The organism is Pseudodesulfovibrio karagichevae (genome assembly GCF_041414475.1).
GTDB lineage: Bacteria > Desulfobacterota > Desulfovibrionia > Desulfovibrionales > Desulfovibrionaceae > Pseudodesulfovibrio > Pseudodesulfovibrio karagichevae.
Genome location: NZ_JBGLYH010000037.1, coordinates 1 through 14848 on the forward strand (window position 1 = coordinate 1; position 14848 = coordinate 14848).

Sequence of the window (14848 nt, forward strand, 5' to 3'; positions counted from 1 at the left end):
GCTCGGCGTCCTGCCCGCCACCGGTTCCGGGGGCCTGATCAGGCCCCCGGAACCGGTGGACGAACAATAAAAGTGTTACCCATGTACCCGGGCAGAAGTGTTACCCATGTTTCCGGTTGCACAAAAGCCCTTTTCAAAGGGTTTTCCTTCCCCTTCCCCCCGGCCGATCGCTGCTGTCCTCATCCGTAAGGCTCGAAGACTCGCCAACGGCTGGAGGCCCGGAGGCAAATCTTACTTATACGCCGCCAGTTGGCGCTGGGTGTCGCGGGCGATGTCGCGGTCCTTGAGGTCCTGCTTCTTGGAGTGGACGTTCTTGCCGCGTCCGAGCCCGAGTTGGACCTTCACCTTGCCGTGGCTGAAGTACATCTTCATGGGCACCACGGACAACCCCTTCTGTTCGGTCTTGGCCTGGAGGGTGACGATCTCCTGGTGGTGCAGGAGCAGGCGGCGCGGGCGTTCCGGGTCGTGCTGGTCGTAGGTCCCGGTCTTCTCGTAGGGGGCGATGTGCACGCCCACCAGGAAGGCCGAGCCCTGGCGGAAGGAGACGTAGCCGTCCTTGAACGAGACCTGGCCCCCGCGCAGGGACTTGACCTCGGAGCCGACCAGGGAGATGCCCGCCTCGAAGGTCTCGAGGATCTCGTAGAGGCGGCGGGCCTGCTTGTTGACCGCGATGGTGTCGGGCGAGGTGGTCTTGTTCTTTTTCTTGGCCATGATGCTAACTGGGCAGCTCGTCGTTTTCGAGCAGCGAGGAGAAGAAGGTCACTTCTTCCGGGAAATGCTTGAAGATGTTGTCCATCACCAGGTTGTTGATGCGGCTGACCGTGCGGCACTCCAGGACGTCCTTGAGAAGCAGTCGGCAGTCGTGCATGTTGGTCTGCCGGATGATCCGCTTTATGCCGGGAATGGCCTGCGGGGTCATGGAGATGGAGTCGATGCCCATGCCGAGCAGGATGGGCACGCAGAACGGGTCCGAGGCCACCTCGCCGCAGAGGGACACTTCTATGCCCGCCTGGTGCGCGGCGTCAACCACCAATTTGATGGCCCGCAGGGTGGCCGGGTGCAGGGGCTGGTACAGGTAGGACACGTGCCGGTTGGTCCGGTCCACGCCGATGGAGTACTGGATCAGGTCGTTGGTCCCGATGGAGAAGAAGTCCACCTCGTGGGCCAGGAACTCGGCGATCATCACGGCCGCGGGCAGCTCGATCATGGTTCCGATGGGCATGTCCGGGTCGTAGTCCACGCCCTCGCGCCGCAGTTCGGCCTTGGCCTGGGCCAGCCACGCCTTGGCCTGGCGGACCTCCTTCACGCCCGAGATCATGGGGAACATCATCGAGACGTTGCCGTAGGCCGAGGCGCGCAGGATGGCCCGCAGCTGGGTCTTGAACAGCTGGGGGTACTTGAGGCAGAAGCGGATGGCCCGCAGCCCCATGGCCGGGTTGGTCTCGTTGAGCTCGCCGAAGGTGGAGATGAACTTGTCGCTGCCCAGGTCGAGCGTGCGGAAGACCACCTTGCGCGGGGACATGATCGCGGCCAGGTCGATGTACTTCTCGGCCAGCTCGTCCTCGGTGGGCAGGGTGGTCCGGTTGAGGTAGGCGTACTCGGTGCGATACAGACCCACGCCCTCGCCGCCGTTGTCCAGCACGGCGGTCACTTCCTCGACCAGCTCGATGTTGGCCTGGACCATGACCCGGGAGCCGTCGAAGGTCTCGGCGGGCAGGTGGCAGTGGCGGCGGATCTTGCGGGTGTAGTCCTCGAACAGGGCGGCCCGCTCGTTGTATTCGGCCAGCTCGGCCTCGGTGGGGTTGACCACGATCTTGCCGGTCAGGCCGTCGATGACCACCAGGTCGCCGTCGTGGACCTCCTCCAGGCGGCCCACGCCGACCAGGGCGGGGATGCCCAGGGACCGGGCCATGATGCCCGTGTGCGAGGTCTTGCCGCCGCGCACGGTGGCGAAGGCCATGATCTTGTCGACCTGAAGCTCGACGGTGTCCGCCGGGGTCAGGTCGTGGGCCATGATGATGGCCCGGCCCGAGATGGAGGACAGGTCGGTCTTCACGCCCATGAGCTTGGTCTGGACCTTCTCCGCGACCACGCGCACGTCCTGCATGCGCTCGCGGATGTACTGGTCCTTGATGGCCTCGAAGGCGGCCTCCTGGTCGGCCACGGCCTTTTCCAGGGCCCAGGCCGCGTTCAGGCCCAGGGTCTCGATGTATTTCTCGGCGGACCCGGACAGTTTGGGGTCCTTGAGCATCATCAGGTGGGTGTCGATGAGCGAGCCGTGGCTCTTGAGCTCCTCCGGGACCTGCTCGCGGATGGCGGCCAGTTCGGTCTCCACGGATTTGAAGGCGGCGTGGAGACGCTCGATCTCCTCCGGCATGTCTTCGGCGGCGACGATCTGCCGGGGCAGGTTCGCCATGTGGTTCCGGTTGACGAAAAAGGCCTTGCCGATGGCGATGCCGGTGGCGACCGGTATGCCCGTGAGGGTCGAGTCAGCCATTTATGCCCCTTCGAATTTGTTCAGGAACAGCGCTTCGAGCCGGTCCAGCGCGGCCTCGGCGTCCGCGCCCCGGGCGCGCAGTTCCACCATGTTGCCCGGGCCCGCGGCCAGGGTCAGGATATCGAGGATGGACTTGGCGTCCACCGCCTGGTCGTCGACGACCAGGGATATCTCCGAATCGAATGTCTGGGCCTCCTGGGCCAGCCGTCCGGCCGGCCGGGCATGCAACCCGTTCTCCGAGGAGACGACCACCTTCCTGGAAAGGTATCCCGAAGTCTCGTCGGTCCTGGTGCTTTCATCCGTCATATCAAAACCTGCTTTTCAAGTCGTGTTTATGTCTGATCGGGCGGGAAATCACAAGCCAAAAGCGGTTCTGGCCGTTGTCTCCAACCACGGGAAAAATTCGATGAGGCCCACGAAAACGGCCACCGCCAGCAGCCGCGAGAGCAGGCCGGTGCGTACGTAGCGCCCGAAAAGCATCAGCGCGGACAACCCGACCGCGAATTCCCACCAGTCGTACGGGCGGGGCCAGATGAGCGTCCACAGCCACAGAAGCAGGGCCGCGTTGGCGTACTTGACCTTGGTGCCCCAGTTGATCAGGTCCCAGCGCCTCAGCTTCTCCAGGAAGCGGAACCCCTGCTTGACCCCGCAGACGAAGGTGTACGCCCTGAAGACCTGCAACCCCAGGAAGAGGATCAGGCCGAGGACGAAGGCCAGGATCGGATAGCCGGTCAGGAGCAGGCAGATGGTCAGGAGCGCCCAGAAGATGAGCGCGCTGCCCGCGAAGACCGAGTCGCCGATGGCGGACAGGGTGTAGCTGGTGGTGTCCTTGACCTTGGCCAGCATGCGCGGCGGGAAGTGTCCCGCGCTGATGGTCGTCTCCACGTTGAGCAGGATGCCGACCATGCACGGCGTCCAGAACGGGTGCGACTGGTAGTGGCGGGCGTACCGCTTGAGGGCCGCCCTGAGGTCCTTGGGGTCCTCGTGGATGGCCGAGAGCCCCGGCAGCATGGCGTACATCAGCCCGATGTTCTGCATGCCGCGCGAGTTGAAGGCCGCGCCGGTCAGGTAGCAGCGCAGGAAACTGCGCAGGAAGGCCACCGTCCGGGTGTCGGCCCGCATATGGGAGATGCCGTGCACCGTCATGGCCGTCCGGGGTCGGATCCGGACGGGCCGGGGGCCTGCGCGGTCCAGGTCGGGCGGTGCATATCGGTCGGACGGGTGGTGTTCATTGGGCGCATCCTAACAGGTTGTTGACGGGAGCGCATCAAAGCACAGACGGTTACTTCTGTCCAGTAGGTACGGGGGTTTGCACTTATCGTCGACCGGGCGTCAACCGCAGCCGGACCATGTGCCGGGCGCAGGCCAGGGCGACCACGACCTTGAGCATGTCCCAGGGGATGAAGGGCAGCACGCCCAGGGCCACGGCCTTGGTCCAGGTCAGGGAGAGGACGAACTTGAGCCAGACCGCGCCGGTCAGGTAGGCCACCCCCACGGCGGCCAGCCCGGCCAGGGTGCCGCGCAGCCACGGCAGCCCGCCTTCGCGGGTGCGGGCCAGGCCGCAGAGGAATGCCGTGCCCAAAAAACCGATCAGGTAGCCGCCCGTGGGGCCGAGCAGGTAGCCGAGCCCGGACTTGCCGCCCGCGAACACGGGCAGGCCGATGATCCCGGCCAGGAGATAGAGTCCCATGGCCAGGACCGCGTGCCGGGGGCCGAGCAGGTATCCGGCCAGGAAGATGAAGAACGGCTGCATGGACACGGGCACCGGGCCGATGGGCATGATCAGGTAGGCCCCGGCCCCGATGAGCGCGGCCATGAGCGCGGTCCAGACCAGGAGGTGCAGGGCGGTCAGGGGAGACTGGGGCAGGGCATTGCCGCGCGGCGTGGAGTCGTTCATTGAGCTTACTCCTTTGCCGGGACCAGTCCGGCCCGGCGGATGTCATCGAGGTCGGCGTTCGCGTCGCCGCCCTTGGTGGTCAGGTAGTCCCCGACCATCAGACCGCTGGCCCCGGCGGTCAGCAGCTCATGCTGCCGGTCGGGCCCGAAGACCGTGGGCCGCCCGCCGCAGATGCGCAGTTGGCGGTCCGGGAGCAGGAAGCGGTACAGGGCGACGATGGCCAGGGCCTCCTCGGGCGGGAGCGGGGCGCGGCCTTCGAGCGGGGTGCCCGGAATGGGCGTCAGGAAATTCATGGGCACGGACGGCACGCCGAGCTCGCGCAGGAGCAGGGCCAGCTCCACCCGGTCGTCCCAGGTCTCGCCGATGCCGAAGATGCCGCCCGAGCAGACGTACAGCCCGGCGTCGAGCCCGGCCCGGACCGCGTCCACGTCCTCCTCGTAGCGGTGGGTGGTGCACATCTTCGGGAAGTGCGTGGCCGAGGTCTCCAGGTTGTGGTGGTAGCCGCGCAGCCCCGCCTTTTTCAGCCGGGCCAGCTGGCCGCGCTCCAGGATGCCCGGCGACAGGTCCGGGACCATGCCCAGCGCGGCCACGCGCCGGATGGCCGCCTCGAAGCCGTCCAGGTCGCCGCCGCCCACCAGCTTGCCCGAGGCTACGATGCCGAAGCGGGTCGCCCCGCACGCCTTGGCCCGGCTCGCGGCGTCCGCGATCTCGTCCGGCGAGAGCAGGGGATACTGCGGGCTGTTGGCCGCGTGGTGGCCGGACTGGGCGCAGAAGGCGCAGTCTTCGGAACAGGTCCCGGACTTGGCGTTGACGATGGCGCACAGGCCGACCTCGTCGCCCAGGCGGGCGGCGCGTATACGGTGGGCGTGGCCGAGGAGCTCCGGAAGGCGTTCCGGCGCTTGTTCAATAAGGTACATGATCTCCGCATCAGAGGGCAGGACCCCGTCAAGGGCCTTGCGGGCAATGGAATCGAGGCTCATGGGGGCGTTGTGGGTCACCCTGGCGGAGATGTCAAGTCGCCCGGAAAGCCCCGCCGCACGGGAGAATGTGAAGAAAAGGATTTTTGCGGGGGGTTGCTTCGCCGCCAAAAGAGCTTATAGTAAAGGTGGAACTAATTTCGGAGGGTTCAAGTATGGAATTCGATTTCTATTTCGTGGACGGAGTGTTTCTCTTCGCCCTGACGGCGTTTCTGGCGAGCCTCGGCCCCATCCTGGGCGCAAGGATCAAGGCCTGCTGTCCGACCGTGCTTCGGTCTGTCCGCCGTTTCGGACGGCGTCATCCCGGACTGTTCACCGAGTCGGAAGACTTTTATTGTTTCTTCCACAAGGACGCCCTGTACGGCGCATAGCACGGCCACAGCCTGTTGTTAAACCGGAAGGCCGGAAGCGGATTCACCCCCGCTTCCGGCCTTCCGGTTTTTTTCGGCTATTCGGCATCTCCCGTTACAAACCAGCGCCGTAGGCGCATAACTGGGATGCAAGGGTGCGAACCCTATCGCTGCTGTCGCTATCTCTAAGGCTCGATGACTCGCCTAAGAGCTAGGGCTGCCCGCCGACAAATCCGCAGGATAGCGGATTTGGACGCCGGTCTTTCCGGCGCCCCGGAGGGGTGAGCCCCAGGACGGGGCGAATCAAGGCGAAGTCACCCGACATCGCCGCGAAGCGGCTTTCAAGACCTGATTTTCTCTTCCCCCCGAAATCAGTCGCGCATGAGTGCATAGACCGCCTTGGGCGTCCAGCCCTCGCTGCGTTCGGCCACCCGCCGGGCGATCTCCTTGGGCTTGCCTCCGGCCTCGGTTTCCTCGGCGATGCGTTCGAGGATGGTGGCCTCGTCCGCCTCGCCGTCGTCCTTGCCGGGCGCGATGATCACGGTCAGCTCGCCGCGCAGCTCGAAGTCGAAGGAATCCAGGTCGCCGAGATTGCCGCGCAGGAATTCCTCGTACTCCTTGGTCAGTTCGCGGGCCACGCAGAAGTCGCGCTCGCCGAGGATGTCGCGGGCGATGGTCAGCGTGCCTTTGAGGCGCGTCTTGCGCTCGAACAGGACCAGGGTGGCCCCGGTGTCGCGGTGGGCGCGGAACAGCCGTTCGGTCTGGCTCTTCTTGCGCGGCGGGAAGCCCAGGAAGGTGTAGGGCAGGGGCGGCAGCCCCGAGGCGGACAGGGCCGTGACCGGCGCGGACGGTCCGGGAACGGGCGTGACCCGGTAGCCCTCGTCGCGGCAGGCGCGGACCAGGGTGAAGCCGGGGTCGGACAGAAGCGGGGTGCCCGCGTCCGAGATGAGCGCCACGTTGAGCCCCTCGGCCAGCTGGTCCAGGACCTTGGGGAGCTTCTTGTCCTCGTTGTGCTCGAAAAAGGAGATCAGCCTGCCGTGGCGGGTCAGCCCGAGGCGCTGGAAGAGCAGCCCGGCCCGCCGGGTGTCCTCGGCCAGGACCACGTCCGCGTCCATCAGTATCGCCCGCGCCCGGGGCGACAGGTCGTCGGTGTTGCCCAGGGGGGTGGCCACCACGTACAGGGTGCCGGTATCGCTCATGCTCTCTGCCCGTCCAGTTGAAAGACGTTTTCCTCGAGTTCCACGGTCAGGGCCGCGCCCGTGTCCGTGACCGAGGCCAGGTCGAACCGGCACGGCTCGTCCCACAGGTCGTGCTCGGTCAGGTAATGGCTGGCGGCCTTGATCAGCCGCGCCTGTTTCTTGCGCGTCAGGGCCTCGCCCGGCGCGCCCATGGACCCGGCCCGCCGGGTCTTGACCTCCACGAAGACCACCGTGTCCCGGTCGCGGCAGACCAGGTCCAGCTCCCACTGGTGGAAGCGCCAGTTGCGGTGGAGCACCTTGAATCCCCTGGATTCGAGGTATCGCGCGGCCGCGTCCTCGCCCGGCGCGCCCCGGTGTTCGGTCCGGCCGCCCATGGTCCGCCCGGACAGCAGTTTCGTGAAGAATCCCATGCCCAGGAGGGATAGCACAGGGGAGCCCGCCTTGCCAGACGGCAGCGGACCTATTTCCCGGCCAGCTGCCGGAGCACGGCCTCGGGCGTGAAGTCGTAGGCCGCGAGGTCGGGGTTGTAGGTCTTGGTGAACGGCTTGAAGTCGATCCGCTTCCAGTTGTCCTGGTCGAGGATAGGGAGATACGCGTCGAGGTTGCCGAGGTCGATGCAGCGCATCCGGGAGTGCTGGACCAATGGCGCGAAGTCGTGGCCGTTGTAATGGTCCAGGGCCAGGATCAGGGCCCTGGCGCCCTCCATGAAGTGTCCGCCGTAGGAGGCCGCCAGCCGTCCCTCCCGGACGGCCCGGATGCCTTCCTCGGTCCAGCCTATGCCGGTGGTGAGGAAATCCACGGACGGGGTCAACCCTTTTGCCTCGGCGGCGTCCAGGACGCCGAGGGCCATATAGTCGCTGGCGGCCCAGTAGACACGGGCCAGGGGGTACATGTCCAGCAGCCGCTCCGTCTTGTAGCGGGCCTTGTCGCGCATCCAGTCCGCGCGGATGAACCGGTCCACGACCACGCGCGGTTCCTCGCTGATGGCCGCCTCCACGCCCAGCCGCCTGGTGTAGGCCGAGGAGATGGAGTTTGAGGCGCCGATGTAGGCCATGTGGAGCTTCCCGTCCGGGGCGGTCAGGCCCATGGCGATGCCTTGCCCGATGAGCCTCCTGGCCGAAAGATAGCCCACCTCGCGGTTGTCGGGGAATATCAGACCGAGCCATTGCGTGTATTTCCCTCTCGGCAGGCCCACTTCCTCCCTCTCGCTCTCCACGGGCTGGGTGTTGCAGATGATGGATTTGACGCCCGCCCGTTCGAACAGGGGGAGCATGTCCACGGTGGTCTTGGCCTGGTAGGTGTGGATCACATAGTCCGGCACCTCTTCGGCGAGGGCGGCCCGTGCGTTGTCCAGGACCTGGTAACGGTTGTCCGAGGATACGATCCGCAGCTCCACGCCGAGATTGTCGGCCGCGGCCTGCATGAACCCGCAGAACAGGCGCCAGAAGGGGCGTTCGGTCACGCTGATCGGAGAGAGGAAGACCACGGTCGGCGTTTTGGGGGGCGCGGCTCCCCTTCCGGCGGAAGGGGCCAGCGTCATGCAGATGCTCAGAATGAGCGCGTAAAGAAAGGGCTTCACCCAAAAACGTCCTTTTTATTTTACCGTCATCGTTCAATGCCACATTATATCTGGGAATGAAGGTGGACAAGTGTATTATAGTTTTCCCCTTTTAGCGTACCGGTTTTTGGGATATGTCCGTACCAGGAGGTGCGCATGCTCAAATATGCCATGATCGGCGGCGGTCCCGGTGCGTTTGTCGGCGATGTGCACCGGCGGGCCCTGGCCCTGAACGGACAGGCCCGGCTGGTGGCGGGGTGTTTTTCCCGCGATTTGGAAAAGAGCCGCGTCCTGGGCCGGGAACTCGGCCTGGACGAGGACCGGGTGTACGCCACGCCCGAGGAGCTGGCCCGGCTCGAGGCCGGGGACATCGATTTCGCGGTGGTGGTCACCTCCAACGAGGCCCACTACCCCAACGTCCGGGCCTGCCTGCAAAGCGGCATCAACGTCATGTGCGACAAGCCGTTCACCCACAGCTCCGCCCAGGCCCGCGAGCTGGTGGACCTGGCCCGCGAGCGGCGGCTCGTCCTGGGCGTGACCTATACCTACGCGGGCTACCCCATGGTCCGGCAGATGCGCGAGATGATCGCGCGCGGCGACGTGGGCGAGGTCCGCTTCGTCAACTGCGAGTATCCCCAGGGGTGGCTGGCCGAACTGCTCGAGGCCACGGGCCACGTCCAGGCGTCCTGGCGGGCCGACCCCGAGCGCGGCGGCGGGACCCTGTCGCTGGGCGACGTGGGCTCGCACATCGAATACCTGGTGCCGCACGTCACCGGGCTCAACCTGACCCGGCTGGCCGCCCGGCTCGATTCCCTGGTGGAGGGCCGGGTGCTCGACGACAACGGGGTCATCCTGACCGAGTACGACACCGGCGCGCGCGGGGTCTACTGGTACTCCCAGGCGGCCACCGGCGCGGTCAACGGGCTGAAGCTGCGCGTCTTTGGCGACCGGGGCGGCCTGGAGTGGTTCCAGGAGGACCCGGACCACCTGCGCTACACCCCGCTCAACGAGCCCGTCCGGATCATCACCCGGGGCGCGCCCGAACTGCTGCCCGGGGCCATGGCCTATTCCCACACCCCGGCCGGGCATCCCGAGGGGTGGCTGCTGGCGTTCGCCAACATTTACCAGTCCTACTGCGCGACCATCGCGACGGGTGCGGCGGTGGACTTCCCCACCGGGGAGGATGGGCTGCGGGGGGTGAAATTCCTCGAGGCGTGTTTGGAGAGTTCGCGTGGCGACACCGCCTGGATAGAGGTGGGGGAGGGGTAGTCGAAGGGCCTCGACGATGCCTTAAGAAGATAAGGAAGGCCGCCCTTTGGGGCGGCTTTTTTGATGGAAGGAACGTGCCTGCGGCACGCAAGAGCCGCCGTGCGGGGCTGCGCCCCTGCACTTGCTCCATGCCCTGCGCGGGCGGCGGTTCTTTTTTGCTTGCCCAAAAAAGAACCAAAAAAGGGCCTTGCGCGCGGTGTGGCCGCCCAAGGGATCGCCGACGAGAATCCGATCCGCTCGGGGCGGCTTCTAGGCCGTCGATCCAGGGCTCAGGCTGGTCTGCTCCTCTTCGGTCACTCGGATGTGGCGGGCGTGGATTATCGGGAGGGTGCGCTTCCGTTCGGGACGCCCTGCAAAGAGAGCCGCTGTTGGACGCTGGGCGTCCAAAGCGCTCCAGTGAGCTTGGTAGGGCTTGTTGGGGGGCGGGATGACGGGCCGGACGCGGCAGGACAATATCACTTACAACGACGGGCAATCGGAAGCGGGGCCTAGAGCCCGTTTCGGGCGGCGAAGGGCAGACTGGATCGCGTCCGCGCAGCGGACATCTATCCAGCCAGCGAAAGCCGCCTACGGGCTCTTGGGTTCGCTTCCGACGCGCTCGCACCACAGCGCAGTTTTTGCTTCCTTTTTTCTGCGCCGGCAAAAAAGGAAGTCGCCGTAAAGGCGAAACACCAAGTAAGGAGAACGCACGCTCTCCCACCGCGCATGCGCGCAAACAAGAGGCGTTCCCCAGGCCCGCCGCAGGCGGGACCGCTCAACCTCAATGCGCATGCGCGGACCATCAACCCCTTCTTCAACGCCGCACCGCGCAGGCGCTTTCCTTTTTCCCCCCGAGTTGCTACGCAGAAAAGAAAAACGCCAAGGAGATGACCATGCGCTTGATCTGGACAGGAATGCTTTCCCTTTTGCTCTGCCTGGCCGCGTTCGGCCCGGTTTCGGCCGCGAACCCGGTCGTGTCGGTCCCCGCAAACGCCGCCGCCAACGCGGCCACAACCGCCGCCACGACCAGAGCGCCCGCCGACCAGGCCGCCGGGGCCGCCGTGGACTGCGTGCCCGGCTGCCCGGACTACGGGCAGATGGTCGCCTGGGCCTCGCTGCCGGACAACCCGGACAAGCCGGTGGACGTCTTCTACGTCTACCCGACCATCTATCCCGACAAATCGCCCCTGAACATGGACGTGTTCAACCATGCGCTGCGGGCCGACGTGCAGGGGCTGCTCAAGGCCCAGGCCGGGGTTTACTCCGGGGCGGCCAACCTGTTTGCGCCCTATTACCGCCAGGTCACCTTCGCCGCGCTCGACCCCGATGCGGACATGACCCTGAACAGCTATTTCCGCATCGGCGCGGACGACGTGCACCGGGCCTTCGACTTCTACCTGAACTTCCTCAACCAGGGCCGCCCGTTCATCCTGGCCGGGCACAGCCAGGGCTCTGTGGTCCTGCTCGACCTCATGCGCAGCCGGTTCAAGGACCCGGCCCTGCAGAAGCAGCTCGTGGCCGCCTACCTCATCGGCTACTCCGTGACCCGCGACGACCTGCGGAAGTATCCGTGGATCAAGCCCGCCAAGGGGGCCGACGACACCGGGGTGGTCGTGTCCTGGAACACCCAGATGCCGGGGGCCACGGGGTCGCCCGTGCTGCGGCCGGGGGCCATCGCCATCAACCCGCTCAACTGGCGGACCGACGACGCCATGGCCGACAGAAACCTGAACCTGGGCGCGGTCTTCTATGACGACTTCAAGGGCAAGGTCCTGCGCGAGGTCCCGCAGTACGCCGGGGCGCGCATCAACCTCGGGAACGGGGCCCTGGAGACCGTGCCGCCGGACAAGCTGGAGATCGGGCACTTCCCGCCGGGTGTGCTGCACAAGTACGACTACGCCTTCTGGTACCGCAACCTGCAACGCAACGTGCAGACGCGCATCGACGCTTACTTCAAGCGAAACGGCTCGTAGCACGGGCGGGGCGCGCGGGGGCGGAGCCCGGCCATTGACAGCCGGGGGCCGCCCTCGTAGGTTCGGCCCATGCCGCAATACGCCAAGTCCCTGACCGACGCCCACCGGGCGTTTCTGACCGATCTGTTCCCCGGCGACGGGTGCGTGCTCGAGGCCGTGCAGCTCAACGCCTTTTCGACCGACGCCAGCCGCGAGCGGTCCATGCCGTGGGCCGTGGTCCGGCCCGAGAACCGGGAGCAGGTGGCCGAACTGCTGCGTTGGGCCGACGCCGAGCGCATGCCGATCTACCCCAGGGCCAGGGCCACGGGCCAGGTGGGCAACACCGTGCCGATCCTGCACGGCGTGACCGTCTCCCTGCTGCGCATGAACCGCATCCTCGACATCGACGGGCGGGACTTCGCGGCCGAGGTGGAGCCGGGTGTGATCACCTCGGATTTCCAGGCGGCCTGCGCCGAAAAGGGGCTGTTCTATCCCCCGGACCCGGCCAGCGTGAAGATTTCGACCATGGGCGGGAACATCTCGACCTGCGCGGGCGGGCTTCGGGCCGTCAAATATGGCGTGACCCGCGACTGGGTGCTCGGCATCGAGGCCGTGCTGCCCGGCGGCAAGGTCCTGACCATGGGCGGGCGCTCGCAAAAGGACGTGGTCGGCCTGGACCTGAAGCGCCTCTTTGTCGGCGCGGACGGCAAGCTCGGGCTGATCACCCGGGCCACGGTCAAGCTCATTCCCCTGCCCGAGACCGCGAGTTCGGTCCTGGTGGGCTTCCCCGATCTGGCCGCCTCCATGGACGGGGCCATGGCCGTGTTCGGGGCCGGGCTGTTGCCCTGCGCCTGCGAGTTCATGGACGTCACCACCATCAAGGCCGTGCGCATGGGCGGGGAGATCCCCCTGGCCCAGGAGGCCCAGGCCGCGCTGCTCTTCAAGTTCGACGGCACGGCCGAGGGCGTGGCCGCCGAGATCAAACGGCTCAAAGCGGCCCTCGCGCCCGTGCGCCCGGTCTCCATCGAGGTGGGCGAGGGCGCGGCCGAGGAGGCGGTCTGGGCCGCGCGCCGCGACATTTCACCGGGCTCCTACCGGCTGCGGCCGAACAAGCTCTCCGAGGACCTGGCCGTGCCGCGCGGCCGCGTGCCCGAGCTGGTCGACATCGCCCAGAAGGCCGGGGCCGACGCCGGGCTGCCCGTGCTCTGCTACGGCCACCTGGGCGACGGCAACATCCACACCAACATCATGCACGACGCAAGCCGCCCCGAGGAGGTCCGGGCCGCCCACCGGGTCAAGGAACGGCTCTTCCGGGCCGCCGTGGAGCTGGGCGGGACCATCTCCGGCGAGCACGGCACCGGCCTGACCAAGGCCTCCTTCGTGCCCGAACAGCTCGGCGCGGACCAACTCCACTATATGGACGCCGTGCACCGCGTCTTCGACCCCAACGAGATCATGAATCCCGGCAAAGGGTGGTAGGCCCGGCCGCGTCCCATCGCGCATCTTATCGCCTCCTGAGGCTATTAATTGCAATTATCGTCTTTCAAGGCTATTGTCGGTAATTATGGTGTCTCAAGGCGATTGTTTTTGATTATCGCCCCCTGATGCCATTAATGGCAAATATCGCCTCTCAAGGCTATTGCGGAGGGACTATGCGGGAATCAATGGATTTTGTCGGCGTGGTGACGGGGGATGTCGTCAGTTCCACCAGCGCCAGGGAACCGGGGCTGGTCCAGGAGACGCTGGCGCGGGTGCTGAACGATGTCTCCTGCGCCAACCGGAGCGGCATGGTGCGGGATTTCGCCGTGTATCGGGGCGACGGCTTCCAGGGCGTGGTCACGCCGGGAGACGCCCTCCGGGTGGCCCTGCATATCAGGATGAGCCTGCTGGCGGAGTTCCGCCGGTGGGGCGAAAAAAAGCTCGACGTGCGCATGGGCGTGGGTGTGGGCCGCGTCGATGCGCTGGGGGAAAGCTCCGGCCGGAGCCGTGGCGAGGCGTTCCTGCTGTCCGGAAGGGGCGTGGACGAGTTGTCGGTCAAGCTGGCGGAAAAGAGGCGCCTGGCCGTACGGACGCCGTGGGAACCGTTCAACCGGGCCCTGGTTCCGCAGTGCGCGTTGTTCGACGCCCTGGCGTCCGGCTGGACCGAGCGGCAGAGCCGGGCCGCCGGGCTCGCCCTGCAGGAGTGCGGGACGGAGAGGCGGATCGGCGAGTTGATGGGCGTCGGCCAATCGACCGCGCACCAGCATCTCGCGGCCTCGGGCTTCTGGGCCGTGGAAAAGTTCATCGAATATTACGAGCGGTCGGTCCGGGAGCTGGTCTCCGGGGAGGAGCTGTCCCATGGCTGATCCCAAACTACTGCTTCTCGGCCTGTTGCTCGCGCATCTCGCCACGGATTTCCTGTTCCAGCCCGACGGTTGGGTCAAGGCCAAGGAAGACAGGGGGTTCGCTTCCGGTGTCCTGCTCCTGCACTCGATGGTGGCCGGAGCGCTCGCCGCGCTCATGAGTTCGGGGTCATTGGATCCCGTCTGGGCGTTCGCCGTCACGACCGCCAGCCATTGGGCCATAGACGGGACGAAAAGTTGCCTGGGCGACGGCGGAAACCGGTGGCTGCTGGCGGATCAGGCCCTGCACCTGGCCGTGATCTGCGGGCTGGTGTGGTGGGGCTTGCCCGGAACGCCGCTGTCGCCCGGACTGGAGCCCCTCTGGCTATCCACCCTCGGCTCCGGGGCCGTGCGCGTCTGGGGATGCGGGCTCTTGCTGGTCGGCATCCCCGGTTCCCTCGCGGTCAAGACCATGATCGGGATCTGGGACATCGGCAAGGGCGAGGAGGCCGGGAGCAACGCCGCCGAAGGTCCGCGAGAGGGCCAGGACGACGGGGTCCGGGGCCGCAAGAACGCGGGCAAGTGGATCGGCATCCTGGAGCGGCTGTTCATCCTGATTTTCATTCTGGGCGGCCATTGGGAGGGTATCGGCTTCCTGGTGGTGGCCAAATCCATCCTCCGGTTCGGCGAGATCAAGGATTCCGCGGACCGGGAAAGGGCGGAATACGTCCTGGTCGGCACGCTGGCGAGCTACCTGTGGGCGGTCGCCGTGAGCATGGCGGCGGAGGCCCTGCTCCCGCCCCTGTACTGATGAGGGCACTTTTTCGCCGCCGTTCCGGCCGGTTGCCA

At 66.5% G+C, this 14848-nt stretch carries 15 protein-coding genes; 6 read left to right on the forward strand and 9 right to left on the reverse strand.

Translation table 11 applies throughout. From position 1 onward, the window contains the following. Positions 1–231: 231 nt before the first annotated feature. The 6 genes from smpB to bioB all read right to left on the reverse strand — a co-directional run bounded on the left by smpB (position 232) and on the right by bioB (position 5374). Positions 232–711, reverse strand: coding sequence for an SsrA-binding protein SmpB (gene smpB / locus AB6M95_RS12650; protein ID WP_371387121.1), 480 nt, complete (start codon positions 709–711; stop codon positions 232–234). Positions 712–715: 4 nt separating this feature from the next. Next, positions 716–2497 carry a phosphoenolpyruvate--protein phosphotransferase gene (gene ptsP / locus AB6M95_RS12655; protein ID WP_371387122.1) on the reverse strand — a complete coding sequence of 594 codons (1782 nt, stop codon included), beginning with the start codon at positions 2495–2497 and terminating at the stop codon, positions 716–718. Beyond that, on the reverse strand, positions 2498–2803 hold the full coding sequence (locus AB6M95_RS12660; protein ID WP_371387123.1) for an HPr family phosphocarrier protein: 306 nt from the start codon (positions 2801–2803) through the stop codon (positions 2498–2500). It abuts the gene before it with no gap. Positions 2804–2851: 48 nt separating this feature from the next. Next, positions 2852–3643, reverse strand: a complete 792-nt coding sequence (locus tag AB6M95_RS12665) for a PTS system mannose/fructose/sorbose family transporter subunit IID (protein ID WP_371387124.1) — start codon at positions 3641–3643, stop codon at positions 2852–2854. 169 nt (positions 3644–3812) lie between these two features. Further along, positions 3813–4394: a biotin transporter BioY gene (locus AB6M95_RS12670; RefSeq protein ID WP_371387125.1), complete on the reverse strand. Its 582-nt coding sequence runs from the start codon at positions 4392–4394 to the stop codon at positions 3813–3815. Positions 4395–4399: 5 nt separating this feature from the next. Then, positions 4400–5374 (reverse strand): biotin synthase BioB, encoded by a 975-nt coding sequence (bioB, locus tag AB6M95_RS12675; RefSeq protein ID WP_371387126.1) that lies wholly within the window; start codon positions 5372–5374, stop codon positions 4400–4402. Positions 5375–5526: 152 nt separating this feature from the next. Here bioB and AB6M95_RS12680 point away from each other — a divergent pair, with 152 nt between their 5' ends. Then, entirely contained in the window at positions 5527–5742 is a 216-nt protein-coding gene (locus AB6M95_RS12680) for a hypothetical protein (RefSeq protein ID WP_371387127.1), read from the forward strand. 350 nt (positions 5743–6092) lie between these two features. Here the strand turns inward: AB6M95_RS12680 and rsmI are convergent, their stop codons facing one another. Genes rsmI through AB6M95_RS12695 form a run of 3 tightly spaced genes read right to left on the reverse strand, consistent with a single transcriptional unit; the run spans position 6093 to position 8499 of the window. Next, complete coding sequence (rsmI, locus tag AB6M95_RS12685) at positions 6093–6920, reverse strand: 16S rRNA (cytidine(1402)-2'-O)-methyltransferase (RefSeq protein WP_371387128.1); 828 nt, start codon at positions 6918–6920, stop codon at positions 6093–6095. After that, on the reverse strand, positions 6917–7348 hold the full coding sequence (locus AB6M95_RS12690; protein WP_371387129.1) for a YraN family protein: 432 nt from the start codon (positions 7346–7348) through the stop codon (positions 6917–6919). Before AB6M95_RS12690 ends, rsmI begins: the two co-directional genes overlap by 4 nt. Before the next feature lie 32 nt (positions 7349–7380). Then, a complete protein-coding gene (locus AB6M95_RS12695; RefSeq protein WP_371387130.1) occupies positions 7381–8499 on the reverse strand; it encodes an ABC transporter substrate-binding protein in 1119 nt (372 codons plus the stop codon). Between the two features lie 135 nt (positions 8500–8634). Here AB6M95_RS12695 and AB6M95_RS12700 point away from each other — a divergent pair, with 135 nt between their 5' ends. The 5 genes from AB6M95_RS12700 (at position 8635) to AB6M95_RS12720 (ending at position 14810) form a co-directional block, all read left to right on the forward strand. Then, positions 8635–9747 (forward strand): Gfo/Idh/MocA family protein, encoded by a 1113-nt coding sequence (locus AB6M95_RS12700; RefSeq protein ID WP_371387131.1) that lies wholly within the window; start codon positions 8635–8637, stop codon positions 9745–9747. Positions 9748–10619: 872 nt separating this feature from the next. Further along, the gene (locus AB6M95_RS12705) at positions 10620–11699 is read left to right on the forward strand and encodes a DUF3089 domain-containing protein (protein ID WP_371387132.1); all 1080 of its coding nucleotides are present in this window, start codon (positions 10620–10622) and stop codon (positions 11697–11699) included. 69 nt (positions 11700–11768) lie between these two features. Continuing rightward, entirely contained in the window at positions 11769–13157 is a 1389-nt protein-coding gene (locus AB6M95_RS12710) for an FAD-binding oxidoreductase (RefSeq protein WP_371387133.1), read from the forward strand. 173 nt (positions 13158–13330) lie between these two features. Then, positions 13331–14023: a SatD family protein gene (locus tag AB6M95_RS12715; protein ID WP_371387134.1), complete on the forward strand. Its 693-nt coding sequence runs from the start codon at positions 13331–13333 to the stop codon at positions 14021–14023. Further along, entirely contained in the window at positions 14016–14810 is a 795-nt protein-coding gene (locus AB6M95_RS12720; protein ID WP_371387135.1) for a DUF3307 domain-containing protein, read from the forward strand. Before AB6M95_RS12715 ends, AB6M95_RS12720 begins: the two co-directional genes overlap by 8 nt. Positions 14811–14848: the final 38 nt, after the last annotated feature.

Coding starts and splice junctions, on each gene's coding strand:
- smpB (WP_371387121.1), bottom strand. CDS start 711: ATGGCCAAGAAAAAGAACAAGACCACCTCGCCCGACACCATCGCGGTC.
- ptsP (WP_371387122.1), bottom strand. CDS start 2,497: ATGGCTGACTCGACCCTCACGGGCATACCGGTCGCCACCGGCATCGCC.
- AB6M95_RS12660 (WP_371387123.1), bottom strand. CDS start 2,803: ATGACGGATGAAAGCACCAGGACCGACGAGACTTCGGGATACCTTTCC.
- AB6M95_RS12665 (WP_371387124.1), bottom strand. CDS start 3,643: ATGACGGTGCACGGCATCTCCCATATGCGGGCCGACACCCGGACGGTG.
- AB6M95_RS12670 (WP_371387125.1), bottom strand. CDS start 4,394: ATGAACGACTCCACGCCGCGCGGCAATGCCCTGCCCCAGTCTCCCCTG.
- bioB (WP_371387126.1), bottom strand. CDS start 5,374: ATGAGCCTCGATTCCATTGCCCGCAAGGCCCTTGACGGGGTCCTGCCC.
- AB6M95_RS12680 (WP_371387127.1), top strand. CDS start 5,527: ATGGAATTCGATTTCTATTTCGTGGACGGAGTGTTTCTCTTCGCCCTG.
- rsmI (WP_371387128.1), bottom strand. CDS start 6,920: ATGAGCGATACCGGCACCCTGTACGTGGTGGCCACCCCCCTGGGCAAC.
- AB6M95_RS12700 (WP_371387131.1), top strand. CDS start 8,635: ATGCTCAAATATGCCATGATCGGCGGCGGTCCCGGTGCGTTTGTCGGC.
- AB6M95_RS12705 (WP_371387132.1), top strand. CDS start 10,620: ATGCGCTTGATCTGGACAGGAATGCTTTCCCTTTTGCTCTGCCTGGCC.
- AB6M95_RS12710 (WP_371387133.1), top strand. CDS start 11,769: ATGCCGCAATACGCCAAGTCCCTGACCGACGCCCACCGGGCGTTTCTG.
- AB6M95_RS12715 (WP_371387134.1), top strand. CDS start 13,331: ATGCGGGAATCAATGGATTTTGTCGGCGTGGTGACGGGGGATGTCGTC.
- AB6M95_RS12720 (WP_371387135.1), top strand. CDS start 14,016: ATGGCTGATCCCAAACTACTGCTTCTCGGCCTGTTGCTCGCGCATCTC.